The 24,237-nt window shown below is 70.3% G+C and carries 24 protein-coding genes and 1 rRNA gene; 7 read left to right on the top strand and 18 right to left on the bottom strand.

The window, feature by feature from the left end:
• The 6 genes from O2L01_RS06455 to hemW all read right to left on the bottom strand — a co-directional run bounded on the left by O2L01_RS06455 (position 1) and on the right by hemW (position 6,171).
• Positions 1-726 (bottom strand): 16S rRNA (uracil(1498)-N(3))-methyltransferase, encoded by a 726-nt coding sequence (locus tag O2L01_RS06455; protein ID WP_270121087.1) that lies wholly within the window; start codon positions 724-726, stop codon positions 1-3.
• Positions 727-776: 50 nt separating this feature from the next.
• Positions 777-1,256: a hypothetical protein gene (locus tag O2L01_RS06450; protein WP_270121086.1), complete on the bottom strand. Its 480-nt coding sequence runs from the start codon at positions 1,254-1,256 to the stop codon at positions 777-779.
• Positions 1,257-1,416: 160 nt separating this feature from the next.
• Entirely contained in the window at positions 1,417-2,550 is a 1,134-nt protein-coding gene (gene dnaJ, locus O2L01_RS06445; protein ID WP_270121085.1) for a molecular chaperone DnaJ, read from the bottom strand.
• 15 nt (positions 2,551-2,565) lie between these two features.
• Positions 2,566-3,582 (bottom strand): heat-inducible transcriptional repressor HrcA, encoded by a 1,017-nt coding sequence (gene hrcA, locus O2L01_RS06440; RefSeq protein WP_270121084.1) that lies wholly within the window; start codon positions 3,580-3,582, stop codon positions 2,566-2,568.
• A gap of 131 nt (positions 3,583-3,713) precedes the next feature.
• Positions 3,714-4,838: a CapA family protein gene (locus O2L01_RS06435; RefSeq protein WP_270121083.1), complete on the bottom strand. Its 1,125-nt coding sequence runs from the start codon at positions 4,836-4,838 to the stop codon at positions 3,714-3,716.
• 139 nt (positions 4,839-4,977) lie between these two features.
• The gene (hemW, locus tag O2L01_RS06430; protein WP_344469174.1) at positions 4,978-6,171 is read right to left on the bottom strand and encodes a radical SAM family heme chaperone HemW; all 1,194 of its coding nucleotides are present in this window, start codon (positions 6,169-6,171) and stop codon (positions 4,978-4,980) included.
• Between the two features lie 66 nt (positions 6,172-6,237).
• Here hemW and O2L01_RS06425 point away from each other — a divergent pair, with 66 nt between their 5' ends.
• The 4 genes from O2L01_RS06425 (at position 6,238) to O2L01_RS06410 (ending at position 10,562) form a co-directional block, all read left to right on the top strand.
• Positions 6,238-7,005 (top strand): enoyl-CoA hydratase-related protein, encoded by a 768-nt coding sequence (locus O2L01_RS06425; protein WP_270121081.1) that lies wholly within the window; start codon positions 6,238-6,240, stop codon positions 7,003-7,005.
• Between the two features lie 33 nt (positions 7,006-7,038).
• Positions 7,039-7,890 (top strand): hypothetical protein, encoded by an 852-nt coding sequence (locus tag O2L01_RS06420; RefSeq protein WP_270121080.1) that lies wholly within the window; start codon positions 7,039-7,041, stop codon positions 7,888-7,890.
• A gap of 130 nt (positions 7,891-8,020) precedes the next feature.
• On the top strand, positions 8,021-9,682 hold the full coding sequence (locus tag O2L01_RS06415) for an alkaline phosphatase D family protein (protein ID WP_270121079.1): 1,662 nt from the start codon (positions 8,021-8,023) through the stop codon (positions 9,680-9,682).
• Positions 9,683-9,896: 214 nt separating this feature from the next.
• Positions 9,897-10,562 (top strand): hypothetical protein, encoded by a 666-nt coding sequence (locus tag O2L01_RS06410; RefSeq protein WP_270121078.1) that lies wholly within the window; start codon positions 9,897-9,899, stop codon positions 10,560-10,562.
• Between the two features lie 55 nt (positions 10,563-10,617).
• Here the strand turns inward: O2L01_RS06410 and lepA are convergent, their stop codons facing one another.
• Together lepA and O2L01_RS06400 are read right to left on the bottom strand one after the other, a co-directional pair.
• Positions 10,618-12,450, bottom strand: coding sequence for a translation elongation factor 4 (gene lepA, locus O2L01_RS06405; RefSeq protein WP_270121077.1), 1,833 nt, complete (start codon positions 12,448-12,450; stop codon positions 10,618-10,620).
• Positions 12,451-12,787: 337 nt separating this feature from the next.
• Positions 12,788-13,819 carry a YhgE/Pip domain-containing protein gene (locus O2L01_RS06400; protein WP_270121076.1) on the bottom strand — a complete coding sequence of 344 codons (1,032 nt, stop codon included), beginning with the start codon at positions 13,817-13,819 and terminating at the stop codon, positions 12,788-12,790.
• A 90-nt stretch (positions 13,820-13,909) separates the two neighbouring features.
• On the opposite strand from O2L01_RS06400, the gene O2L01_RS06395 reads away from it, so the two are divergent.
• Positions 13,910-14,506 (top strand): TetR/AcrR family transcriptional regulator, encoded by a 597-nt coding sequence (locus tag O2L01_RS06395; RefSeq protein ID WP_270121075.1) that lies wholly within the window; start codon positions 13,910-13,912, stop codon positions 14,504-14,506.
• Between the two features lie 235 nt (positions 14,507-14,741).
• Positions 14,742-15,014, top strand: coding sequence for a 30S ribosomal protein S20 (rpsT, locus tag O2L01_RS06390; protein WP_270121073.1), 273 nt, complete (start codon positions 14,742-14,744; stop codon positions 15,012-15,014).
• A gap of 298 nt (positions 15,015-15,312) precedes the next feature.
• Here rpsT and O2L01_RS06385 read toward each other — a convergent pair whose 3' ends face one another.
• The 4 genes from O2L01_RS06385 to O2L01_RS06370 all read right to left on the bottom strand — a co-directional run bounded on the left by O2L01_RS06385 (position 15,313) and on the right by O2L01_RS06370 (position 19,971).
• Positions 15,313-15,564 (bottom strand): hypothetical protein, encoded by a 252-nt coding sequence (locus O2L01_RS06385; RefSeq protein WP_270121072.1) that lies wholly within the window; start codon positions 15,562-15,564, stop codon positions 15,313-15,315.
• Positions 15,557-16,600, bottom strand: coding sequence for a DNA polymerase III subunit delta (gene holA, locus O2L01_RS06380; protein ID WP_374727628.1), 1,044 nt, complete (start codon positions 16,598-16,600; stop codon positions 15,557-15,559). Before holA ends, O2L01_RS06385 begins: the two co-directional genes overlap by 8 nt.
• Positions 16,601-16,839: 239 nt before the next feature.
• Positions 16,840-19,155: a ComEC/Rec2 family competence protein gene (locus tag O2L01_RS06375; protein WP_270121070.1), complete on the bottom strand. Its 2,316-nt coding sequence runs from the start codon at positions 19,153-19,155 to the stop codon at positions 16,840-16,842.
• Between the two features lie 36 nt (positions 19,156-19,191).
• Positions 19,192-19,971, bottom strand: a complete 780-nt coding sequence (locus O2L01_RS06370) for a helix-hairpin-helix domain-containing protein (protein WP_270121069.1) — start codon at positions 19,969-19,971, stop codon at positions 19,192-19,194.
• 216 nt (positions 19,972-20,187) lie between these two features.
• Here O2L01_RS06370 and O2L01_RS06365 point away from each other — a divergent pair, with 216 nt between their 5' ends.
• On the top strand, positions 20,188-20,520 hold the full coding sequence (locus O2L01_RS06365) for a hypothetical protein (RefSeq protein ID WP_270121068.1): 333 nt from the start codon (positions 20,188-20,190) through the stop codon (positions 20,518-20,520).
• 212 nt (positions 20,521-20,732) lie between these two features.
• Here the strand turns inward: O2L01_RS06365 and O2L01_RS06360 are convergent, their stop codons facing one another.
• From O2L01_RS06360 to rrf, 6 genes are all read right to left on the bottom strand, one after another.
• On the bottom strand, positions 20,733-21,581 hold the full coding sequence (locus O2L01_RS06360; RefSeq protein ID WP_270121067.1) for a DegV family protein: 849 nt from the start codon (positions 21,579-21,581) through the stop codon (positions 20,733-20,735).
• A 13-nt stretch (positions 21,582-21,594) separates the two neighbouring features.
• Positions 21,595-22,056 (bottom strand): hypothetical protein, encoded by a 462-nt coding sequence (locus O2L01_RS06355; RefSeq protein WP_270121066.1) that lies wholly within the window; start codon positions 22,054-22,056, stop codon positions 21,595-21,597.
• Positions 22,057-22,177: 121 nt separating this feature from the next.
• Positions 22,178-22,834, bottom strand: coding sequence for a histidine phosphatase family protein (locus tag O2L01_RS06350; protein WP_270121065.1), 657 nt, complete (start codon positions 22,832-22,834; stop codon positions 22,178-22,180).
• A complete protein-coding gene (rsfS, locus tag O2L01_RS06345; RefSeq protein ID WP_270121064.1) occupies positions 22,831-23,256 on the bottom strand; it encodes a ribosome silencing factor in 426 nt (141 codons plus the stop codon). The genes O2L01_RS06350 and rsfS overlap by 4 nt, the downstream gene beginning before the upstream one ends.
• 121 nt (positions 23,257-23,377) lie before the next feature.
• Positions 23,378-23,971: a nicotinate-nucleotide adenylyltransferase gene (gene nadD / locus O2L01_RS06340; protein WP_344469176.1), complete on the bottom strand. Its 594-nt coding sequence runs from the start codon at positions 23,969-23,971 to the stop codon at positions 23,378-23,380.
• 141 nt (positions 23,972-24,112) lie between these two features.
• Positions 24,113-24,229 (bottom strand): 5S ribosomal RNA (rrf, locus tag O2L01_RS06335).
• Positions 24,230-24,237: the final 8 nt, after the last annotated feature.

The following is a 24,237-nucleotide window of genomic DNA, read 5'->3' as shown; positions in this document are numbered from 1 at the left end:
TCACCAGCGGCCGAGTCGGGCCTGAAGCACCGCCAGTGCGGCGGGGCCGGCGGTGGAGGTGCGCAGGACGGTGTCGCCGAGGCGGATCGGTTCGCCGAACTCTTTGAGGGCGTCCAGCTCGTCGGGGCTGATGGAGCCTTCGGGGCCGATGACGATCACGATCTCGCCGGTCGCGGGGAGGTCGACCTGCGAGAGCGGCGAGTCGGCCTCTTCGTGGAGGACGAGGACCCGGCTCGCGTTCCGGAGGCGGGCGACGAGCTGCTTGGTGGTGTGGAGCTCGGCGACGTGCGCGAGGTGGGGCCGCCGGGCTTGTTTCGAGGCTTCGCGGGCGGTGGCGGTCCACTTGGCGCGGGCCTTGTCGCCGCGCGGGCCCTTCCACTGGACGATGGAGCGCGAAGCGGCCCAGGGGATCACTTCGTCGACGCCGATCTCGGTGAGCATCTGGACGGCGCGTTCGCCGCGGTCGCCCTTGGGGAGGGCCTGGACGACGGTGAGCTTCGGGTCGGGGGCGGCGACGGTGCGGCGTTCGAGGATGTCGAGGCGCAGGGACCCGCGTTCGGCGTGGGTGACGCGCGCGGAGGCGACCTCGCCGCGGCCGTCGGTGAGCAGCAGCGTCTCGCCGGGCTGGAGGCGCTGGACGTCGGCGGCGTGGTGCCCTTCGGGGCCGTCGAGAACGAAGCCGTCGGCGGCGGGGACGGCGTCGACGAGGAAGACCGGGTCGCTCACAAGGTTCCTGTTCGGTCGCGGATCGGTGACCGGGCCAGCTTAGTCGGGGGTCAGCGCACGAAGTCGACGGCGCGTTCCCACCGGAGGCGGCCGGTGATGTCGCGGTAGAGGCGGCGGTCGGCGATGCGGCCGAACGCGTGCGCGAAGCGAGCCTTGGGGAGGTGGTACGGGACGAGGTCGACGTAGCCGTCGCGGTCGGCGTCCGGGTCCCAGCGGTCGGCGGTCACGGGGACGCGCCATTCGGCTTCGCGGGGCGCCTGGGTGGTGCATTTGAGGACCCAGTAGCCGCGCCCGGAGTGACCGATGACGAGGCAGGGTCGGCGCTTGGAGCGGCGCGACTCGTCCTCGAAGGGCACGTCGGCCATCCAGCGTTCGCCGATCTGCGGGCCGCCGGCGGGGGCGGGCACGTCGAGGCGGGGTCCGCGCGGGGCGCGGCGGGAGCGCAGCCGCAGGGCGATGACGAGGGCGACGACGCCCGCGACGAGGACGACCGCGAGGCACAGGAGGCTGCTGGGGTGGAGGCTGGTCACGGGCCCGGAGTGTAGCGGAGCCCCGCTTCCCGGCCGCGGTTCGCGGCGGGGAAGCGGGGCCCGTCAGTGTCCTCGGTGCGCTACGCGTGGCCGTGCTGCGCTTCCCGTTCAAAGGCCCCGCTACGCGTGGCCGTGCTGCGCTTCCCGTTCAAAGGCCCCGCTACGCGTGGCCGTTGAAGGCGTCGCGCATGCGGCTAAAAAAACCGCTGCCGCCTTTGACCTCTTTGATCTCCTCGTCGCGGAGGCTGGCGAGCTTCTTGAGGAGTTCTTCCTGCTCGGCGTCGATCTTGGTGGGGGTGCGCACGTCGAGTTCGACGTAGAGGTCGCCGCGGGTGCCGCCGCCGCGGAGGCGGGGGACGCCGTGGCCGCGGACCTTCTTGATCGTGCCGGGCTGGGTGCCGGAGGCGACTTCGACCTCGACCTGGTCGTCCAGGGTGTGGATGTTGAGCTTGGTGCCGAGCGCCGCCTGGGTCATGGGGACGCGGACGCGGCAGCGCAGGTCGGAGCCTTCGCGGGTGAAGACCTCGTGGGGCTTCTCGTGGACCTCGACGTAGAGGTCGCCGGCAGGGCCGCCGCCGGGGCCGACCTCGCCTTCGCCGGAGAGGCGGATGCGCATGCCGTCCTCGACGCCCGCGGGGACCTTGACGGTGATGCGCCGCCGGGAGCGGACGCGGCCTTCGCCGCCGCACTTGCGGCAGGGGTCGGTGATGATCGTGCCGTAGCCGGAGCAGGCCGAGCAGGGGCGCGCGGTGCGGACCTGGCCGAGGATCGTGCGCTGCACGACCTGGACCTCGCCGGAGCCGTTGCAGGTGGAGCAGGTCTGGGGTTCGGCGTCGCCTTCGGTGCAGGTGCCCTCGCAGGAGTCGCAGATGATCGCGGTGTCCACGGTGAGGGTCGACTCGGTGCCGAACGCGACCTCCTCGAGGTCGAGGTCGAGGCGCAGGAGCGCGTCGTTGCCGGGGCGGGTGCGCGAGCGCGGGCCGCGGCGGCCGAAGCCGCCCATGGAGCCGCCGAAGAAGGCGTCCATGATGTCCTCGAAGCCCATGAAGGGGGCGCCGCTGCCGGCGCCCGCGGTGCGGGAGAACGGGTCGCCTCCGGCGTCCACGATGGCGCGCTTCTGCGGGTCCATGAGGACTTCGAAGGCGGCGTTGATCTCCTGCAGGCGCTCTTGCGCGTCCGGCTCGTCGCTGACGTCGGGGTGGTACTTGCGCGCCAGCTTCCGGTACGCCTTCTTGAGTTCGTCGTCGGCGGCGTTCCGGTCGACGCCGAGAATGCCGTAGTAGTCCTTAGCCACGTGCGCTCTGTCCTGTCAGCGGTTCTGTTCCAAAATCTCGGACACGTACCGGGCGACGGCGCGGACGGCCGCGATCGTGCCCGGGTAGTCCATGCGGGTGGGTCCGAGGACGCCCATGTGGCCGACCACCGAACCCGGTCCGTATCCGGCGGTGACCACGGTGGTCTCGCGGAAGTCGTCCAGGTTGTTCTCGTCGCCGATGCGCACGGTGAGGAGCGCGTTGGAGTCGGCTCGGCCCAGCAGCTGCATGAGCACGACCTCCTCCTCGAGGGCTTCGAGGATGGGCCGCAGGGACCCGGCGAAGAAGTTCCCGGGGCGCGTCAGGTTCGCGGCGCCCGCGACGGCGACGCGCTCCTCGGTGCGCGCGACCACGGTCTCCAGGAGCACGCGCGCCAGCGCCGAGGCGGTGGGGTGCAGCTCGGGGCGGGCGAGCCCGGCGAGGTCCGCGATGATGCGCGGCGCGTCGGCGAGCGGCTTCCCTTGGAGCTGTTCGTTGACGAGGCGGCGCAGTTCGAGGACGTCGTCCTCGCTGAGCTCGGCGGGCATCTCCACATAGCGCTGCTCGACGCGGCCGGTGTCGGTGATCATGACGACCATGAGCCTTGTGGGCGTGAGCGACACGAGTTCGAGGTGGCGCACTGAGGAACGGTTGAGACTCGGGTACTGGACGACCGCGACCTGGTGGGTGAGCTGGGCGAGCAGCCGCACGGTCCGGGTGACGACGTCGTCGAGGTCGATGGCCTCGGAGAGGAAGCGGTGCACGGCGCGGCGCTCGGCGGCCGAGAGCGGCTTGATCTTGCCGAGGCGGTCCACGAAGAGCCGGTAGCCCTTCGCGGTGGGGATGCGCCCGGCGGAGGTGTGGGGCTGCTGGATGTAGCCGGCCTCTTCGAGGTAGGCCATGTCGTTGCGGACGGTCGCGGCCGAGACGCCGAGGGAGTGGCGCTGGGAGACCGCTTTGGAGCCGACGGGCTCCTGGGTGGCCACGTAGTCCTCGACGATGGCGCGCAGCACTTCGAGTTTGCGATCGTCCATCGCCGCCACGTCCCCTCCGTCTTCGCCGGTCGTTCGACCGTTCGGTGTGTCCCGGACCGAACCCGCGGGGTTCAGTCGGCCGGACTCAAGTCTGGCACTCCCGGTCCGGGAGTGCCAGTCTACGTGTGCCGTCAGGCAGAGGGGAGGACGAGCACGCCGTCGTCGCCAACGGTGGCCGCGTCGTCCCCGAAGTCCTCGGCGAGCTCGTTGAGGTCGTCGTAGGCGCCGTTCTCGTCGTCGAGCTGCGGGTAGCCGTCGCCGTCCATGCGGGTCGCGGTCATCTTGGCGGTGACGATGGTGCCGTCCTCGCGGAGAGTGACCGAGAGCACTGCGGAGCGGCCGAGGGGGCCGTCGGTGGAGAAGAGGTTCTGGCCGCCGCCGAAGTTCCCGAGGGAGTAGCAGATGAGCTTGCCGTTGTAGACCTCCATGCCGCGCAGCACGTGCGGGCCGTGGCCGACGACGAGGTCCGCGCCGTTGTCGATGCAGGTGTGGGCGAAGCCGCGGGTGTCGCCGCGGTCCTCGCCGAGGTAGTTCTCGACGCCTTCGGGGACGTGCCGGTAGTCGGTGCCCTCGGCGCCGAGGTGGGCGGTGGCGATGACGATATCGGCCTGTTCCTTGGCGGAGGCGACGAGCGCGGCGACGGCGTCGAGGTCGCGGCTGTCGGTGTAGAAGGTGTACGGCGCGAAGCCGACGAGGCCGACGGTGAGGCCGCTCTCGGTCTCGACGAGGGCCACTTCGTCCTTGATGCCGCAGACCTCCATGCCGGCGGCGCGGATGGCCTCCTGGGTCTCGGTGGCGCCGTCGGGGCCGGCGTCCCAGCCGTGGTTGTTGGCCTGGTTGAGGACGTGGAAGCCGGCGTCGGCGAAGACCTGCGCGTACTCGCCCGGGAGGCGGAAGTAGGTGCACTCGCCGCCGCCGCACTTGTCGAACTCGAGGGTGGAGAGGGCGCCTTCCATGTTGGCGATGACGACGTCGCCGGTGAGGACGTCCTTGACGCCGTCGAAGAAGCTCGCGCCGTCGTCCGAGGCCATCTGGTTCGGGTAGGAGCCGGGCATGGTGTCGCCCACGTGCGTGATGGTGATCTCGCGGGGCTCGGGCGAGGGCTCGGCCGAGGTGGGCTCCTCGGCGCCCTGGCCGCCTTCGTCCTCGACCGCCGGGGGCGGTTCCTCTTCGCTGCAGGCGGCGACGGCGGCGAGGCCGGCGGCGGAGGCGACGAGCAGGCCGCGGCGGGCGAGGGTGGGTGTTGCGGTGCGCATGGGTGGCGGGCTCCGGGTGGTTTCGTATTGGGGGGTCCGTGCGGGGTCGCCCGGCCTCTAGGGGGAGGCGCGCGGGGCGAGCACGGTGAGCGAATGCGTTACGTCTTCACGAATCTAACGGTGACCGGCCGGAACGCCGTCAGGAGGTGAGGTCTCTCACGACCGCGTCCGCGAGGAGCCGACCGCGCAGCGTGAGCTGGAGGCGGCCGTCCGCGATGACGGCGAGTCCGTCGGCCGCCGCGCGTTCCGCGGCCGCCGTACCGGTCGGACGCAGCAACGATAGCGGCAGTCCGCTCGCCAGCCGGGTGCGCAGCAGGATCCGCTCGAGGTACTGGTCATCACTCGTGAGGACCTCGTGCCCGGCCGCGGGCAGGCCCTCAGCGAGCGCCGCGCCGTAGGTCGAGGGGTGCTTGTGGTTCCACCAGCGCACGCCCGGCAGGTGCGAGTGCGCGCCCGGGCCGGCGCCCCACCAGTGGCCGCCCTCCCAGTAGAGGAGGTTGTGGCGGCATCGGGCGGCTTCGGTGGTGGCCCAGTTGGACACCTCGTACCAGTGGAAGCCGGCGTCGGCGAGGACGGCCTCGGCGGCGAGGTAGCGGTCGGCGGCCACGTCGTCGGAGGGCTGCGGCACCTGCCCGGAACGGATGCGGCGGGCCAGCGCGGTGCCGTCCTCGACGATGAGCGCGTACGCCGAGACGTGGTCGACGCCGGCGTCCACGGCCGCGTGGAGGCTCGCCCCGAAGTCGGAGGCGGTCTCGCCGGGCGTGCCGTAGATGAGGTCGAGGCTCACGTGCTCGAATCCGGCCTTGCGGGCGTAGGCGACCGCGTCGAGGGCCTTCTGCGGGGAGTGCTCGCGGTCGAGGATCTTGAGCACGTGGGACGCGGTGGACTGCATGCCGACCGAGAGCCGGGTGAAGCCGCCGTCGTGGAGTTCGGCGAGGTAGTCGGCGTCCACGGATTCGGGGTTGGCCTCGGTGGTGGCCTCGTAGCCGTCGGCGAGGCCGAAGGTCCCGTCGATCTCGGCGAGGATCGAGGAGAGGTCCGCGGCGGAGAGCAGGGTGGGGGTGCCGCCGCCGAAGAACACGGTGTCGACCTTGGGGCGCTTACCGCTGCGCCCATCGTTCGCTGCGCTGCGCTCCGCGAACCGTGAGGCGGCGTCGCGGATCTCGGCGCGGACGATCGACGCGTACGTGTCCCGCGAGACCCCGGCGCCCAGTTCGGAGGCGGTGTACGTGTTGAAGTCGCAGTAGCCGCAGCGCGAGACGCAGAACGGGACGTGCACGTAGAACCCGAAGCCGGCCTCGCCGACCGAGGGGTCGGCGGCCGCCGTCGCGATGGCGGCGGCGGGCGAATTCGGGTCGGCTACTGGCGAAGCGGTGGACACGCCCACTACGGTACTGGCGTGGACAGCAATGACGCTCTCATCAGGTACCGGCCGGACCGGATCGTGGCTTCGATTACCCTCGACGCCCCCGAACGGCGGAACGCGCTCTCGGTTCGCATGATCGGCGAACTGCGCGAAGCCCTCGCCAAGGCGGTGGCCGACCCGGAGGTGCGGGTCATCGTGATCGACCACACCGGGCCGGTGTTCTGCGCGGGCGCCGACTTGAAGGAGTCGGTCGCGGCGACGCGGCTCGAGGACCTTCCGGCCGCGCACCTCGCGGAACTGCTCGCGGACCTCTGCGAGGCGCCGAAGCCGGTGGTGGCCGCCGCGAGGGGCGGCGCGAAGGGCGGCGGGATGGGCCTGCTGGCGGCGGCGGACCTGGTGATCGCCGAGTACCGCGCGCCGATGGCGTTCAGCGAGGTCAGGCTGGGTGTGGTTCCGGCGGTGATCGCGCCGGTGGTGGCGCGGAAGCTCGGTCCGGGCCTGATGCGGCGCCTGTTCCTCACCGGGGAGTCGTTCGACGCGGTGATCGCCTGCTCCTGGGGGCTCGTGACCACCGCCGTCGCTCCGGAGTCGTTCGAGCACCAGCAGGCCGCGACGGTCGAGAGCCTGGTCGCGGGCGGGCCTTCCGCCCAAGCGGGGATCAAAGTGCTCACCGCCACACCGGACCTGCGCGGCGAGTTGCGCAGGGCGGCTGCCGTGACGGCTGAATACTTCTTCTCCGAAGAGGGCAGGGAAGGCACCCGTTCGTTCCTTGAGAAGCGTCCTCCGTCTTGGGTAGGCTGATCAGCCGCCGACCGACCTGATCGGAGTCACCAGTTGCGCGCACTCCCCGCTCTGACCTGCCTGTTGCTGCTCGCGGGCCTCACCGCCTGCACCGATGACGCCCGGGACGCCCTGCGCCCCAGCAAGACCGGCTGCTACCTCGGCGGCGGCGGCGAGGTGCACCTGAGCGCCGAGCAGGCCGCGAACGCGGCCACGATCGCGGCGGTGGGCATCCGGGACGGCTTCGGCGAGCAGGCGGTGGCCGTGGCGATCACCACGGCCATGCAGGAGTCCGAGCTCGTGAACGTGAACTACGGGCACGACGACTCGCTCGGGCTGTTCCAGCAGCGCCCGAGCATGGGCTGGGGCTCCGAGGAGGAGCTCATGGACCCGGTCTACGCCTCCTACAAGTTCTACGAGAAGCTCGACCGCACCGACGGCTGGGAGGACATGCGCCTCGCCGAGGCGGCCCAGGCCGTGCAGGTCAGCGCCTACCCCGAGCTGTACGAGCAGTGGGAGAGCGACGCGCAGGTCATCGCGGACGCCTTCGCGGGCGGCGAGGAGACCGGGCTCGCGTGCATCTCGGGGAGCGCGGACGAGCCGGCGACGGACGCGGCCTCGCTCGCGGACGCCTATGCCTACCAGTGGGGCGCCGATGTGTCCAATGTGGAAGAATCCAGGATCGTCATCGAGGCCGACGGCGCAGCCGAAGGCTGGAATCGGGCTGCCTGGGCGGTAGCCAGGGCGTACGACCACCGGATCGCGTCCGTCTCCTACAACGGAAAAGTCTGGACCCCAGGGGAAGAGGCCTGGTCGGAACCGGGCTCCGAAGAGGACGGCGAGGCGCAGGTCGTGGAGGTCGCGGATTCGACGGCCGTGATCATCACCTTCGCGGCCCCCGAGTAATCGCTTCCGCACGCCCTAGAGTTCCGCGCCGGTTCACCGGCGCGACCACCGACGGTTCCGGCGCATCCACGCTCGCTTGTTGGGCTGTACGGGTCACAAACCCGCGCAACTCCCCCGAAGCGAGGTCCATATGCGCCTGTCGCGCCGAATCCTGCTCGCCTCCTCCGCCGCCGGTGCCGCCGTAGCGGTCCCGACGGCCGGCTGGGCACAATCGAACACGCACCCCACGCTCGAAGCCGACCCGTTCACCCTCGGCGTCGCCTCCGGCGATCCCGAGCCCGACGGCGTGGTCCTCTGGACCCGCCTCGCCGTGAACCCCCTCGCCGAGGACGGCATGGGCGGCATGCCGAACGGCGCCTTCGACGTCGAGTGGGAGATCGCCCGCGACGAGCGCTTCCGCCACCGCGTCGCCCACGGCGAGGCCCAGACCGCCGCCGAGATCGGCTACAGCGTCCACATCGAGGTCGAGGGCCTGCGCCCCGGCCACGAGTACTACTACCGGTTCAAGACCGGCAAGTGGACCTCCCCGATCGGCCGCACCGTCACCGCCCCGCCGCGCAACGCCATGCCCGAGGAACTGCGCATGGCCTTCGCGTCCTGCTCCCAGTACGAGCACGGGTACTTCACCGCGTACCGGCACATGGCCGAGTCCAACCCGGACCTCATCCTCCACCTCGGCGACTACCAGTACGAGTACAAGGCCAAGGTCTACAACTCCCCCGACGGCAACGTGCGCGACCACGAAGGGCCCGAGACCGTCACGCTCGCGACCTACCGCCAGCGCCACGCCCAGTACAAGGCCGACCCGGACCTGCAGCTCGCGCACGCCGTCGCGCCCTGGCTGGTCGTCTGGGACGACCACGAGACCGAGAACAACTGGGCCGATGAAATCCCCGAGGCCGGCTCGGACACCCCGAACACCGCCGACTTCCTCGTCCGCCGCGCCGCCGCCTTCCAGGCGTACTGGGAGAACATGCCGCTGCGCCGCTCCTCCGTGCCCGAGGGCATCGACATGCAGCTCTACCGCCGCGTCCGCTGGGGCCGCCTCGCGAACTTCCACATGATGGACACCCGCCAGTACCGCGACGACCAGGCCTGCGGCGACGGCACCCAGTCCAACTGCGCGGACGCGTGGGACGAATCGCGGACCATCACCGGCGAGGCCCAGGAGGAGTGGCTGATCGACGGCTTCCACGAGTCGCGGGCCCGCTGGGACATCCTCGGCCAACAGGTGTTCTTCACCCAGCGCGACAACACCGCCGCCGCGGACGTGCTGCGCACCAGCATGGACGGCTGGGACGGGTACGCCGCCTCGCGCCAGCGCATCATCGACGGCTGGGTCGAGGCCGGCGTGCGCAACCCGGTGGTCCTCACCGGCGACGTGCACACCCACTGGGCCGGCGAGATCCTCACCGGCTTCCCCGACATCGACGGCGAGTCCGTCGGCGTCGAGCTCGTCGCCACGTCGATCACCTCGGGCGGCAACGGCGTCGACTCCGTCCCCGAGGACAACGCGGCCCTGAAGATCAACCCGCACATCAAGTTCCGCAACGCCCAGCGCGGCTACGTCGAGACGGTCATCAAGCCGGACGAGATGAACGTGGACTTCAAGGTCGTCCCGCAGGTCACCGTGCAGGACGCGCCCGTCTACACGCGCCGGTCCTACACGATCGCCGACCGCGAGCGGGCCCTCCACCAGACCTACGACCGCCCCGTGGACACCGCCAACATGTCGACGAACACGAGCCCGTTCGCCGGCTCGGACGAGAACGCCGACGACAGCCTGGACTAGATCCTCCCGCCGCGGGCGGCCCCGGTTCGCCGGGGCCGCCCCCCTTTTTTTCTCCACCGTGATCGATTCGGGTTCTTTCGAATGGCGTTCAATATTGCGCTGATTGCCATATCCGCCACTGAAATGCACAGGAATCGCCGGACCCCGGGGCTGGCGCGGAAAGGCTACAGTGAGCAGTGAAAGCACGCCCTTCTCTTTGCCCGGAGCAGCGATCATGACCTATCCGCCGCAACCGCCCGAATCGAATCCGTACGGCGCCGCCCCAGGTGGCGGCCCCGCCGGCCCGCCGCCCCCGCACGGCGGCCCGCAACCCGGACAAAGCGACTTCGCCACCGAATGGGGCATCAAGGAAAACTTCTCCCGCCCCAAGAAGGTCAATCAGCTCACGCAATTGCTGTGGGCCTATGCCGCCGCGACGGTGCTGGTATTCCTGTTCTCGCTCATCGCCTCCGCGACCGCGCCCTGGTGGTACGGCACCGGCTACATCGTCGGCGGCGCCGTCTTCGGCCTCGTCATCGGCGCCCTCTCCGTCGCGATCGCGTACTTCATCACCAAGGACAAGCTCGGCACGTTCGGCGCGGCGGACCCGCGCACGCCGCTGTACATCGGGCTGGGCGTCCTCGGGTTCTTCTCGCTCGGCGGGTTCGTCGGCGGCTGGGGCCTGGGCTGGTACGCCGCGCTCGGCTCACTGCTGGCGCTCGCGAAGCTCGCGGCGGTCGGCTTGTCGTTCTACCTGGTCACGCAGCCCGAGGTGGAGCAGTACCTGAAGTCGCGGCCGGGCAACCTGCCGAAGCCGCCGCACCAGGGCCCGCCGCCGGGCTACCCGCAGCAGCCCCCGGCGCCGCCGCAGACGCCGCCGGGCTACCCGAACGAGATGTAGGCAGCGCAAGCGACAAGGGGCGGAGCCGCACGGCTCCGCCCCTTGTTCGTCGTCCTCAGTCCTCGTCGGTCCGCAGCGCGGCGATGAACGCCTCTTGGGGGACTTCGACGCGGCCGATGTTCTTCATGCGCTTCTTGCCCTCCTTCTGCTTCTCGAGGAGCTTGCGCTTGCGGGAGATGTCGCCGCCGTAGCACTTGGCGAGCACGTCCTTGCGCAGGGCGCGGATGGTCTCGCGGGCGATGATGCGCGAGCCGATCGCGGCCTGGATGGGCACCTCGAACTGCTGGCGCGGGATGAGCTTCTTGAGCCGCTCGGAGAGGCGCACGCCGTACGCGTAGGCCTGGTCCTTGTGGACGATCGCCGCGAAGGCGTCCACGCGCTCGCCCTGGAGCAGGATGTCGACCTTGACGAGCTCGGACTCCTGGGAGCCCTCGATGTCGTAGTCGAGCGAGGCGTAGCCCTTGGTGCGCGACTTGAGCTGGTCGAAGAAGTCGAAGACGATCTCGGCCAGCGGCAGGGTGTACCGGATCTCGACCCGGTCGGTCGAGAGGTAGTCCATGCCGGTCTGGACGCCGCGCTTGGTCTGGCACAGCTCCATCACCGTCCCGATGTACTCCTTCGGGGCCAGGATGGTGGCCTTGGCGATCGGCTCGGTGATCGAGTGGATCTTGCCTTCGGGGAACTCCGAGGGGTTGGTGACCTCGACTTCCTCGCCGTCCTCCTTGACGACCTGGTAGACCACGTTCGGCGCGGTCGAGATCAGGTCGAGGTTGAACTCGCGCTCGAGTCGCTCCTGGATGATCTCCAGATGCAGCAGGCCGAGGAAGCCGACGCGGAAGCCGAAGCCGAGCGCCGCGGACGTCTCGGGCTCGTACTGAAGCGCGGCGTCGTTGAGCTGCAGCTTGTCGAGGGCTTCGCGGAGGTTGCCGTAGTCGGAGCCGTCGATCGGGTAAAGCCCGGAGTAGACCATCGGCTTGGCCTCGGTGTAGCCGGGCAGTGCCTGCGTGGCCGGGTTCTTGTTCAGCGTGACGGTGTCGCCGACCTTCGACTGGCGCACGTCTTTCACGCCGGTGATGAGGTAGCCGACCTCGCCGACGCTGAGGGCCTTCGAGACGACCGGCTCGGGGCTGATGACGCCGATCTCGAGGAGCTCGTGGTCGGCGCGGGTCGACATCATGCGGATGCGGTCGCGGGCGTTGAGCTTGCCGTCGATGACGCGGATGTAGGTGACGACGCCGCGGTAGACGTCGTAGACCGAGTCGAAGATCATCGCGCGGGCGGGCGCGTCGGCGTCGCCGACCGGGGCGGGGATCTGCGCGACGACGGCGTCCAGCAGCTCGGCCACGCCGACGCCGGTCTTGCCGGAGACGCGGAAGACGTCCTCGGGCTCGCAGCCGATGAGGTGGGCGATCTCCTCGGCGTACCGGTCGGGGTCGGCCGAGGGGAGGTCGATCTTGTTGAGCACCGGGATGATCGTGAGGTCGTTGCTCATCGCGAGGTAGAGGTTCGCGAGGGTCTGCGCCTCGATGCCCTGCGCGGCGTCCACGAGGAGGATCGCGCCTTCGCACGCGGCGAGGGACCGCGAGACCTCGTAGGTGAAGTCGACGTGGCCGGGCGTGTCGATCATGTTGAGCACGAACCCCTGGCCCTCGGCCGCGCCGGAACGGGCGGTCCAGGGCATGCGGACGGCCTGGGACTTCACGGTGATGCCGCGTTCCCGCTCGATGTCCATCCGGTCGAGGTACTGCGCGCGCATCTGGCGGGCGTCGACGACCTCGGTGATCTGCAGCATGCGGTCGGCCAGCGTGGACTTGCCGTGGTCGATGTGCGCGATGATGCAGAAGTTCCGGATCGACTCCGGAGCGGTCGAGCCTGGCGCGTTGGTCACGGTGGCCTTCCTTCTCGGCGACGCTCGCGAGCCGTAAATTGGCCCGGCTCGAGCGGGGTGGCTAGCCAATTCTGCCTTACTCCTGCGGGAACCCCCGCCCACCCAGCAGGAAAAGGCTCCCGCTCACCCGACCGAGCCCGCGAAGGCGTCGAGGCGGTGCGCAGCCCGTCATCGAAGCCGGGAACGCCGGTCCTCGCCGAACCCGATCGACGGCGCCGCGGGCCGCGGCGTTCCCGTCGTGACCACCCGCAACGCGAGCGCGGACCGCCACAGGATTTCCCTGAACACGCCGACGGCCCCGACCCGTCGTGCGGACCGAGGCCGATTCGTCGTGTCCTTACGCGGCGGCCGGAACCGGCTCGCGCACTTCCTCGCCGGTCACGCTCTTGACCTTCGCCCGGACGGCGCCGATCGTGAAGAGCAGCACACCGACGACGACCCAGCCGGCGAGCGCCAGCAGTGCCGCCTCGCCGCCGTTGCCGTCGAAGTAGGCCGTCGAGCGCACCAGGGTGCCGCCGGCGCCCGGCGAGAGGAACTGGCCGAACGCGCCCCACGGCGCGGGCAGCAGCTCCGGCGCGCCGGACATGCCCGAGAGCGGGTTGCCGACGAGCATCACGGTCACGGCCCCCAGGACGAAACCGGGGCGGCCCAGGAACTTCGCCAGGCCGAGGATGCCCCACGCGGTCGCCGCCATCGTGAGCGCCAGCGCCCCGGCGATCGCCAGGTAGTCGCCGTCGATCGATTCGAGCACGTACATCAGGATCGCGGCGACGGTCGCGCCCACGGCCGGCGGCGCGAGGATCGCGGCCGCGGCCTGGCGGCCCGAGCCGCGCACGTTGAACGCGATGAGCGCGGCGATCACGATGCCGCCCATGGCCATCGGGAAGCCCGCGGCCGCGAGTCCGGCGCCGTTCGGGTCGTCCGCGGGCAGGGGCGCCACGTCTTCCGCGCTCACCTGGACGCTGCCGGGCTGCCCGGCGGTCTGGCTCATCTGCGCCGCGATCTGCTGGGCGATGCCGGTGACGAGCCGCGCGACGGTCGGCGAGGCGGCCGAGGCGGTGTAGAGGTCGACGGATTCGGGGGTGATCGCGAGGGCCGCGTAGACCTCGCGCTCCTTGATGAGGGTCTCGGCCTCGTTCGCGTCGGCGACGGCGGTGACGTCGAACCCGTCGGGCTCGGCCTCGTCGAGCTTCGCCTGGACCTCGTCGGCGGCCGCGTCCGGGCCGATGACGGCGATCGGGATCTCGTTGGGGCCCATGCCCGCCGAGGGCCAGGCGAAGGCGAGGGTGAGGATGCCGACGATGAGTGCGAGGGCCGCGCTGATCCCGATCACCCGACCGACGGGCGTGGGCTTGGGGGTGGTTTCCATGATGGTTTCCAATCATCCGCAAGATACGGTCCGTATCTTGATGGATCTCAAGCTAACATAAGAAACGGCAAGTATCTAGAGGGGGTTCGGTTGGAACGCAAAACGGCATCCCGGCGGCGCGGCGACGAGCTCGAGCAGGCGATCCTCGACGCCGTCTGGGAGGAGTTCCAGGCCGTCGGCTTCTCCAAGCTCACGATGGAAGGCGTCGCGAAGCGCGCCGGCACGAGCAAGCCCGTCCTGTACCGCCGCTGGTCGAGCCCGGTGGACCTGATGATCGCGTGCGCGGCGAACCGGATTCCCAAGGCCGAGTCCGTGCCCGACACCGGCTCCCTGCGCGGCGACACCATTGCGTTGCTCACACTCGCCCACGAGCGGATGCGCATGGTGGGGCAGACGGCGATGCTCAGCATGCTCGCGCAAGTGAGCGTCGACCCCGAGGCCCGCAAAGTGCTCATCGAGGGCATCGTCGTCAACCTCGTGAAAGCGCTCAGCGGCACGGTCTACACGCGGGCGATCGCCCGCGGCGAACTCGCCGGGGAACACCTCACCGAGCGGCTGACGCGACTCCCGATCGACTTGATGCGCAACGAGTTCATCCTCTTCGGCCACGTCTCGGAGGACGCGATCGAGAGCATGCTGGACGAGGTGATCCTGCCCGCGCTGCGAGCCCGCGGCGCCAAGGTCTGAACGCCGCCCCCGCCCGCATGAAACCCGCCGCACCCCGGCGGCGGGTATCGCGGGTAACAGCCGGGCACCTGGACTCGGACGGCGCCCTCGACCTCGTGTAACCTGGTTCGCGGTCATGCTCCCAGGGCGTGTGCGATGCTCGGCTCCTGGTAACGTTGACAGGCGCTCGGAGTGCCCTCTGCCTCTGACGCGATCAATTAAGGAACCAAGCAATCACGAAACTGAGGCTTCACGCGTGGCGAACATCAAGTCCAAAGAAAAGCGCATTCTGACGAACGAGAAGCGCCGGATGCGCAACAAGGCAGTGAAGTCGTCGCTCAAGACGTCCGTCCGGAAGTTCCGTGAGGCGTCTGCCGCTGGCGACGTCACCGCTGCCGAGACCCACCTGCGCGCCGCCAGCCGCGAGCTGGACAAGGCTGCCACCAAGGGTGTCATCCACAAGAACCAGGCCGCCCAGCGCAAGTCCAAGCTGGCCGCGTCCTACAACAAGCTCTCCGCCGCCGCCTAAGCGAGCGAACGAGAAGCGACAAAGCTTCAGAAGGCCCAGGGGCACCGGCCCCTGGGCCTTCGGCGTTCCCCAGCGATGTCACACCCCCGAGGCACCATTGAAAACCGGGGGCCCAACCCACCAGCTCCCGCAAACGATCGGCGTGCCCGCCGACTCCCGGCCCCCTCGAGCTGTCATACCCCTCAGGCACATTTGAGTCAGGGGCGACTGCGACCCGACACACCCGACCTCGGGGACCGGACCCCCACCGAACGCGCAAGCACGCACCTCGCAGGGCGCCCGTCTCAACCCGACCGGCTCAGCCGTGGCGCTCCAGCGTCCCCGCGATGATGTCGTTGAGCTTCACCATGCCCGCCACCGCGAGCGGCAGCAGCAGCACGACCCACCACGACACCAGCTCCGTCAGCGCCATCAGCACCGCCAGCGCGATCGAACCCTCGAAGAGCAGCACGCACCAGACGTTCGACAGGTACAGGTGCTTCAGATGCAGCGCCCGTGCGTACCAGGGCCGGCGCGGCCGGGACACTCGCCCGTGACGGTACTCAGACACGACTGCCCTTCCCTGCCGCGCTCAGACGCGTGATCTCGAGGATCGCGTGCTCGAGCGCCCACCCCCGGTCGTCGGCGCCACCTTTGACCTCGCCGTTCAACCGCGCACACACCCGCATCGCCTCGGCGAGCGCGTCCGCGGTCCAGTTGCGGGCCTGCTTGCGCGCCTTCTCGATCTGCCACGGCGCCATGCCGAGCTGCCCGGCGAGCTGCGCCGCCCCGCCCCGCTCCGCGGCCACCCGGGAAAGATTCCGCACGGCCATCGCCAGCGCGTCGGCGATCGGCACCGCGTCGACCCCGACCTGCATGGCCCACCGCAGCGCGCCCAGCGCCTCGGCGGCATCCCCGGCGATCGTCGCGTCGGCGACGGCGAAGCCCGTCACCTCGGCCCGCCCGGAGTAGTACTGGGCGACGCTCTCCTGGGTGATCTTGCCGTCCGTGTCCGCGACGAGCTGCGCGCACGCCGAAGCGAGCTCGCGCAGGTCGGAACCGACGGCCTGGATGATGGTGTCGGCGATCTCCGCCGACGCCGACCGCGGCGAAGCCCCGGCGTCGCGCAGTTCACCGCGCACGAACGCCACCCGGTCGGGCTGGCGCTTGATCTTGGAGACCCGCACGACCTCGACGTCGAGCTTCTTCAGACCTTCGGCGAGGCCCTTGCCCTTGTTGCCGCCGTTGTGGCAGACCGCGAGGTAGATGCCGGGGGCGGGCTGCTTCGCGAAGGCGAGCACGGCGGCGGCGAGATCCTTGTCGACGTCCTGGCCGGACTCGATGATGCCCACGACGGCGCCGCCGAACAGGGTAGGACTGGTCAGCTCCGCGAAGGCGCCCGCGTTGAGGTCGCCGCCGCTGATGCGGTTGACGGCGGGCGCGGTCTCGCCTTCGGGGAGCTCGGCGCGCACCGCCTTCACGAAGTCGGCGGCGGCCCGCTCGGCGAGGAATTCGTCGTCGCCCTGGATCAGGCGGATGGGTTGGAGTGCTGCCACGGGACCATCCTCCCATGCCGCCCGCGGACCCACGGGTTTCGACCGGGCCATCGTCTCCCGCGCAACCCCCCTGTACTGCCGAGTCATGTCGGGACGCACCGACCCGTCCGCCACCCATTCACCCGAAAGAAGACCGACTCCCAACCCGCCTCGCCCGACTACGCCTGCCACCGAAGCGATCCGAGCGCCCGCGCTCCAAGCCGCCCCGACCGGCCCGGCCCGGTCTCCGCCAACCGACACACCCAACCTCGGGGGCGTGGCCAATGCGCCGCCCTCCCCCCTCGCTCGCCTCAGTTCTCCGTCATCACCTCGAACTCATCACCGTTGCGCGCCACCGTGATCCGGCCCGACTCGTCCGTGCGGAACACCAGCGCCCCGCCGTCAGCCAGCACCCCCAGCGGGCCCGGGTCCGGGTGGCCGTACTCGTTGCCGCGCCCCACGCCGACCAGCGCCACCGCCGGGTCGGCCGCCTCCAGGAACTCCCGCACCTGGAACGACGACCCGTGATGCGGCACCTTCAGCACGTCCACCCCGAGCGCCGCCCCGCTCCCGAGCAGCGCGCGCTGGCCCTCCAGCTCGACGTCGCCCGTCAGCAGCACGCTCGTCCCGGCCACGTTCGCCCGCAACGCCACCGAGTTGTTGTTCGGGTCCGACCGCGTCCCGCTCAGCAGCTCCGTTGGCGGCCCCAGCACCTCCAACCGCGTCGCCCCGAACTCGAACACCTCCCCCGGCACGGCCTCCAGCACCGGCACCGCCCCGGCCTTCTCCTCCACCAGCTCGTACCCGTACCGGGCCTCCCCCGGCGGCGGCGCGAGGATCGCATCGACCTCACGGCTCTCCATCACCCCGCCGATCCCGGCCGTGTGGTCGATATGGAAGTGCGACAACACGAGGAGCGCGATCCGATCCGCCTCCAACTCGTCGAGGCACGCGTCCACGGCCGCCGGCTCCGGCCCGACATCGACGACCACCACCGCGTCCCCCGCCGGCAGCACCAGCGCATCACCCTGCCCCACATCGCACATGGTGATCACCCACCCCGAAGGCGGCCCGCCTGTCAGCAGGCACGCCGGGAGGGTCCCCACGCCCGCCGCCACGAGCACCGCCAACACCATCACCCGCGCGCGGCGGATCTGCAGCAGCACGATCAGCAACGCCAGCACCGCGGCCGACCCCAGACCCCGCCACACGCCACCCGGCAGCGGCACCAACGCGCCCGGGATCTCGGCCCCGTTGCGCGCCAACCAGATCAACCAACGGGACGGAATCGCGGCCAACTGCGCCGCGACCTCCCCGGCAGGCAGCCACACGGCCGCCACCGCCGCCGCGCCCACCGACAGGACCACCACCGGCGCGGCCACCAACGCCGCCAGCACGTTCACCGGGACCGACACCAGGCTCACCCCGCTGCCGAGGCCGATCAGCAGCGGCGTCACCGCCACCTGCGTCGCCAGCGGGATCGTGACCGCCAGCGCCACCGCCGGGGGCCAGCCGCGATGCTCCAGCGGCCGCGCCCAGCGGAACGCCAAGAACAGCAGCCCGACGCACGCCGCGACCGACAGCGCGAACCCCGCCTGCGCCGCCATGTCCGGGTCGGCCAGGACCACCACCAAGACCGCCGTCGCCAAACCGGGCATCGCCGCCCGAGGGCGACCCGCGGCCAGCGCCAGCAGCGTCATCCCCGCCATCACCGCGGCCCGCAGCACGCTCGGCTGCGGCCCGGCCACCACCACGATCGCCGCGATCGCAACGGCACCGGCCAACACCCGCCCGCGCGGTCCCGCCCTGCACGCCGACGCCACCGCCAGGACCGCCCCGACCACCAGACTCAGGTGGTACCCGGAGACGACCACGAGGTGCACCAGCCCCGTCGCCCGGAAATCGGCGGCCAGCTCCGGATCCATCATCGAGGTGTCCCCGACCGCGAGCGCCGGGATCAGCCCCGCCTCCGGCTGCGGCACCGCCTCGACGGCGGTCGCCAACCGCTCCCGCACATGCGCGGCGATCCGGTTCGGCATCGACAGCGTCCCAACGGGTTCCGGCGGACCGCGAGCGCTCACGATCGCAGCGGTCAGCCGACCGCCGTCGGCTTCACGCAGCACCGCGGGCAGGGTGATCCGCTGCCCGGCGTCCAGCTCCGTCCACTCGTCGCCGCTGGCGACCAGCAGGACCTGCCAATGCCCCTCGAACGCAGCGCCGTCGGCGCGGAACGCATGCATCCGCGCGGTCGCGGTGATGAGCTCCGGTCGCCGGTTCGACGGCTTCGGCGCGGTGTGCAGCACCAACTCGGCCTCGCCATGCGTCTCGGCTTCGGTCAGCGCCGCGAGCCCGGCATGGTCCCGAACGGCGACATGCACGGTCGTCACCGCCGCGCCGAGCACCCCGCCGAAGGCCACCGTGGCGAGGGCGGCCGCGAAGCCCCGCTTCCACTTGCGGCCCAACGCCACGAGCGCCACGCACCCGCCCGCGACCAGAAGACCGCTGACCACGTTGCCGTACAACCCCGCCAACGCCGCCGCCCACACGCCGGCCGCGACGAGCGGCAGCCGCCAATCCCGCCGAACGACCTCTGAAGGCGCGGGCCGAAGCGCGAACTCGTAACTCATGGCACCGGCCCCAGGGGCCCGAGGCCGTCCACGGCGTCATAGCGTCACCTGATCGCGGAGCTGTTCCAGCAGCGCAGTGCCGATGCCGGAGACCTCCGACAACTCGTCCAACGACTGAAAACTGCCGTTGGCCTCGCGGTACTCGATGATCCGCTCGGCGAGGACCGGGCCGATGCCCTTGAGCGCGTCCAGTTCCTCGGCGCCGGCGACGTTGATGTTCACCAGCCCGCCGCCGCTCGCGCCGGCTTCGGCGCCAGGAACCGGAGCCGCCGCTCCCGATGCGGCGGCATCCGGGACCGCGACGAGATCGCCGTCAGCGACGACCCGCGCAAGATTGAGGAACCCAGGGTCGGCGCCCTCGGTCAACCCACCCGCGGCCTCGATCGCATCCGCGACACGAGCCCCGGCCTCCAACTCCACGATCCCCGGTTCCTTCACCGCCCCCGCGACCGAGACGATGATCGTCTTCGGTTCGGCCGCAGTCGCTTCGACGGGAGTAGCGGGCGCCGTCGCGACGGGTTCGGCATCAGGCCAGGACAAGATCGTCACCGCCAGACCGACGCCCGCGACGAGCAGCGCGACGACCACCAGCACCCACCGGTTGAGGTGCGAGAGGCCGAACCGGTTCTGGAGCCGTTCGAGCCGTTCGTCGAAACGCCTCGCGGGCGGTGAGTTCAGCACAGGTTCCGGTTCGGCCTCACCGGAATCGGCGTCGACGGTCTCCCGGCACACGCCGGGCTCATCGTCGGGATCATTGAGCCGCATCCGAAGCCTCGCGGCGAGAGCGGCGGAATCAGGTGGCAGTTCGCGTTCCATACCCGGCTCAACGAGCGAAGGACACGGCCGTCACTGCGATTTTTTCGGCCTGTGGATAACCCGAATCCCCCCTGTGGATAACCGCAACAAGTGTGGACGCAACCCAATCCACCAGGCATAATGCCGACTCCGGGAAGGGTCTACGCTGTGAGATGCCTGGAGCAGGCGGCGGTCGAAGGGGCGACGCAGACGCGCCGTCCCATATCTGGAGGACAAGTGCAACGTGGCGAAGTCTGGTGGGCGGATTTCAACGGGCAGCAGGCAGTCGTACTGCTGTCGGGAGAAGAGGCGTCCGGTTTCTCGGCGATGCAGATCGTCGATCCCGCGGACACCGATCTGAGCGGCGTGGCCGTCGAGGTGGCAGTAGGCGCGGACGAAGGGCTGCCTCTCGAAGGCGTCCTGAGAATCGCACTTCCACGTCCCGGCCTCATCCCGTGCACTTGGCTGGTCACCCTGGCAAAGGAAGACCTCATCGGCCAGGCGGGCGTCCTGCCGTCCGCGAAGCTCAGCGAGATCGAGGACGCCCTTCGTCTCGGCGGTCTCAAGTAGGCTTCGGACCACGCTGCCCAGCGGGCCACCCAGGCAGCAGCGGCTCCCACAGTTCCTCGTCGACGCTCCACGGTTTGCTCACGCGCCGAGGGGCTCTCTGTCGCTGCCCGGCCCGCACGAACCGACACTCCTGGCCAGGGGGACCAATCACCGCGGCTCGAATCACGAACCTGCCGATTAACAGTCAGCTGATCTTCGAGTTGAGTCCCCCGTTAGGGCAGCCGCCTGGTGATCACGCCGACCAAGCCCGGCCCGCAGTGCGCCCCCACGGCAGCCCCCACCTCGGTCACGTCCATGCGCCGCAGCCGGCCCTCGAACCGCTCCCCGAGCCAGCCCGCCAAAGCCTCGGCCCGACGCTCGGCACCCAAGTGGTGCACCGTCATCTCGACCTCGGCATCGCCTGCGTCGGCGACCGCGAGCGCCGCCAGGCGCTGCAGACCGCGAGTCGGCGTGCGCACCTTCTCCACCACGTCGATGCGGCCGTCCTCGACCCCGAGGATCGGCTTGACCGACAACGCCGTCCCCACGATCGCGCGCGCCGCGCTGATCCGCCCACCGCGCCGCAGGTACTCGAGCGTGTCCAAGTAGAAGTACGTCGAAGTCCGCCCGATCGCCGAATGCGCCGCCGCAGCGGCCGCCAGCAGTTCAGCGCCCCGCTCGATCGCCTCAACCGCCGCGAGCGCCGGATACCCGACGCCCATACCGGCCCCCAGCGAATCGACCACCGCGACCCGGCCGCCGAAACCGGCCGCCGCGGCCTCAGCCGCCGCCACCGTCCCCGAAAGCCGCCCGGAGAGGTGCACCGAGACGATCCCGCTCGCGCCCTCGTCCAGCAGCCGCGTGTACGTGGCCCGCAGCTCCTCCGGCGGCAGGCCCGAGGTGGTCACCTCGTGCCCGTCGCGCATCGCGCGCAAGATCGCCTCGCCGCCGATGTCCTCGCCCTCGCGGTACTCGACACCGTCGATCAGCACCGGGATCCCGAGCACGGTCAAGCCGCCGCGCGCAGCGCGCAGCGGCTCGGGCAAAGCCGAAGTGGAATCGGTAACGACGACGACGGTCACGCCGCCACACTACCTAATCCGAGGATTGGGCATCCTCCACCACGAACGGGGTCCCCTGCTGACAGGTCGTCATCATCCCGTCGTCGACCGCGCCCGTCAGCGTGACCTCGGCGCCGGCGTACACGACCGACGCGTCGTAGTTCCCGAAGATCCCGTACACCGTCCCCTCGTACTCGAGCACGAGGCAGCCGGCCTCCACACCGGCCTCGACGGTCCCGCTGATCGTCATGGACGACGAACCGGGCTTGGACGAGTCGCCGAGCGACGGGTCCAGGTAGGGGGTGGTCTCCTCGGGCACGGGGCTCTCCTCGGTCGTCTCAGGCGCACTGGTCGGCTCGGCCGAAGTGACGGGCGTCGACGTCTCGTCTTCGGAGCCGCCGCCGCCCGAACCGCAGGCGGCGAGCACGGCCACCATGAGCACGCCGACGAGCGGACCGGTCAGGCCCGCGATCCGTCGAACGCGTGAAGTCTGCACTGTCACAGTTTGCGCTGTCATGCCGGTTTGACGCCTCCGAGGCCGGCGCGGTTGCACCACGATCGAAGCGTACGACGCCGAGGCGAACGCGGTCCAGGGTTCCGGGGGTCCGGACCCGCCGCTAACGGGCCGCTTGCTGGCCTTTCGCGAGCGGGCTCTGCCCGATCGTGTGCGGCGCGGGAACGCCCAGGTTGTACCCGAACAGGCGCCACTTGCCCGACCGCATCCGCCGCAGCTCGGCCCAGTGCGCGTTGTCCATGCCCGAGAGGCTGCTCGCCGAGGCCTCGTCGAATCCGAGGACGCCGCCCACGATCTGCCGCGCCGAACCGCCGTGGCAGACCACGATCGCGGTCCCCTCGATCTGCGATTCGACGATGTCCCGCACGGCCTCGCCGGTCCGCCGGTGCAGATCGCCCCACGTCTCGATGTCGGGGTGCTGCAGCGGCTCCTGCGCGCGCCAACGCCGGTGCTCCTCCGGGAACCGCTCGGCGATCTCGCGCTGCGTCAGGCCCTCCCAAGGGCCGTAAGCACGTTCGCGCAGCCGCTTGTCGAGCTCGATCTCGATCCCGGTGAGGTCGGCGATCGGCCGGGCGGTGTCCACCGCGCGGCGCAGGTCCGAGGAGATGATCCGGGTCGGCTCGTACGCGGCCAGTTCGGGAGCGGCCTCGGCGGCCTGCGCCACCCCGGTCGCGTCGAGGTCGATATCGGTCGAGCCCTGGATCCGGCCCGCGATGTTCCACTCGGTCTGCCCGTGGCGGACCACCAGCAGCCGGTTCACTCGGCGGCCTCGCCATCGCCCCCGCCGGCCTCGGCATTGCGCGCAGCCCGCTCAGCGTCGGTCTGGTCGACGAACTCGATCTCGGGGCAGTCCTTCCAGAGCCCGTCGAGACCGTAGTAGTCGCGGGCCTCCTTGTGGAAGACGTGCACCACGATCTCGTTGTAGTCCAGGAGCACCCACTGCTCGCCGCCCTTGCCCTCGCGGCGCAGCGGGCGGGTGTCGTGCTCCTTGATGAGCTTCTCCTCGACCGCGTCGACGACCGCGTGGACCTGCCGCTCGTTCGAGGCCGAAACGATCACGAAGACGTCCGTGAGGGCGATCTTCGAGGTGACGTCCCGAAGGTTGATGGCGAAGGCCTTCTTGTCGGCCGCGGCCTGGGCTGCGGCGAAGGCCAGGGTCATTGCGGTTTCACTTGCGGTCACGAACGCTCCTGACAACGGGATTCCCACCGGCACTGCGCCGGCGCAGCTCTAGTCTTACACGCGGGGTACGACGACGACTTCCCTGTTTCACGCCAGTCGCTGTGCGAAGCGTCCCAACCCCTCAACTGCGGTAAAGCCCGTGCTCGCGCACATACGCTTCCACCGCATCGGGAACGAGGTACCGGATCGGTCGCCCGTCCCGCACCCGCTGCCGGCACTCCGTCGAAGAGACGTCCACCGCAGGCATGTCGATGAACTCGACCCGCGCTCCGAACGAGGTGTCGACTTCCCTGCGCGAGTGCCCCGGACGGTTCAACGCGATGAACTTCACTGCCTTGCAAAGCTCTTCGACCCGATGCCAGGTGTGCAGGTTCGCCAACGAGTCGGCGCCGATGATGAAGTACAGCTCCACGTCCTCGTCGTATTCGGCCCGCACATCGGCGATGGTGTCCACTGCGTACGTCGCACCGTCCCGCTCGATGTCGCAGGTACTCACCCGGAACAGCGGGTCAGACTCCACCGCCGAACGCGTCATCGCCAGCCGCGCAGCGGCATCGGTGACCTTCAGATGGTGCTTCTGCCACGGATCACCGGTCGGGACGAACACGACTTCGTCGAGCGCACAACGGAACGCCGCCTCACTGGCGGCCACGAGGTGCCCCAGGTGCGGAGGATCGAAGGTCCCCCCGAACACTCCGATACGACGTACTGGCAGCTCGACCACAGCCGAATCCTATCGCGCCCCTCCGAATCCAGGGCACGCAAAAAGGGCTCCACCAAAGAATGGTGAAGCCCTTGAATCGCTGCAAATGAAAAAGGCCTGACGCCTAAGCGTCGAGCCTTTTCCTAAGTAGATGTTTGGCGGTGTCCTGCTCTCCCACACCCTCTCGAGTGCAGTACCATCGGCGCTGGAAGCCGTAACGACCGGGTTCGGAATGGGACCGGGTGTGTCACTTCCGCTCTCACCACCAAACAAACCAT

This window comes from Glycomyces lechevalierae (genome assembly GCF_027622945.1).
GTDB lineage: Bacteria > Actinomycetota > Actinomycetes > Mycobacteriales > Micromonosporaceae > Glycomyces > Glycomyces rutgersensis.
The sequence above is the reverse complement of the archived record's forward strand: the minus strand, read 5'-3'. Positions and strand labels throughout refer to the sequence as shown.

Bases quoted from the DNA above. Each gene is read 5' to 3' on its own strand.
- O2L01_RS06435 (WP_270121083.1), bottom strand. From the start codon at position 4,838: ATGCGCACCGCAACACCCACCCTCGCCCGCCGCGGCCTGCTCGTCGCC.
- hrcA (WP_270121084.1), bottom strand. From the start codon at position 3,582: ATGGACGATCGCAAACTCGAAGTGCTGCGCGCCATCGTCGAGGACTAC.
- O2L01_RS06410 (WP_270121078.1), top strand. From the start codon at position 9,897: ATGACCTATCCGCCGCAACCGCCCGAATCGAATCCGTACGGCGCCGCC.
- O2L01_RS06400 (WP_270121076.1), bottom strand. From the start codon at position 13,819: ATGGAAACCACCCCCAAGCCCACGCCCGTCGGTCGGGTGATCGGGATC.
- holA (WP_374727628.1), bottom strand. From the start codon at position 16,600: ATGGCCCGGTCGAAACCCGTGGGTCCGCGGGCGGCATGGGAGGATGGT.
- O2L01_RS06370 (WP_270121069.1), bottom strand. From the start codon at position 19,971: ATGGAACGCGAACTGCCACCTGATTCCGCCGCTCTCGCCGCGAGGCTT.
- O2L01_RS06375 (WP_270121070.1), bottom strand. From the start codon at position 19,155: ATGAGTTACGAGTTCGCGCTTCGGCCCGCGCCTTCAGAGGTCGTTCGG.
- O2L01_RS06415 (WP_270121079.1), top strand. From the start codon at position 8,021: ATGCGCCTGTCGCGCCGAATCCTGCTCGCCTCCTCCGCCGCCGGTGCC.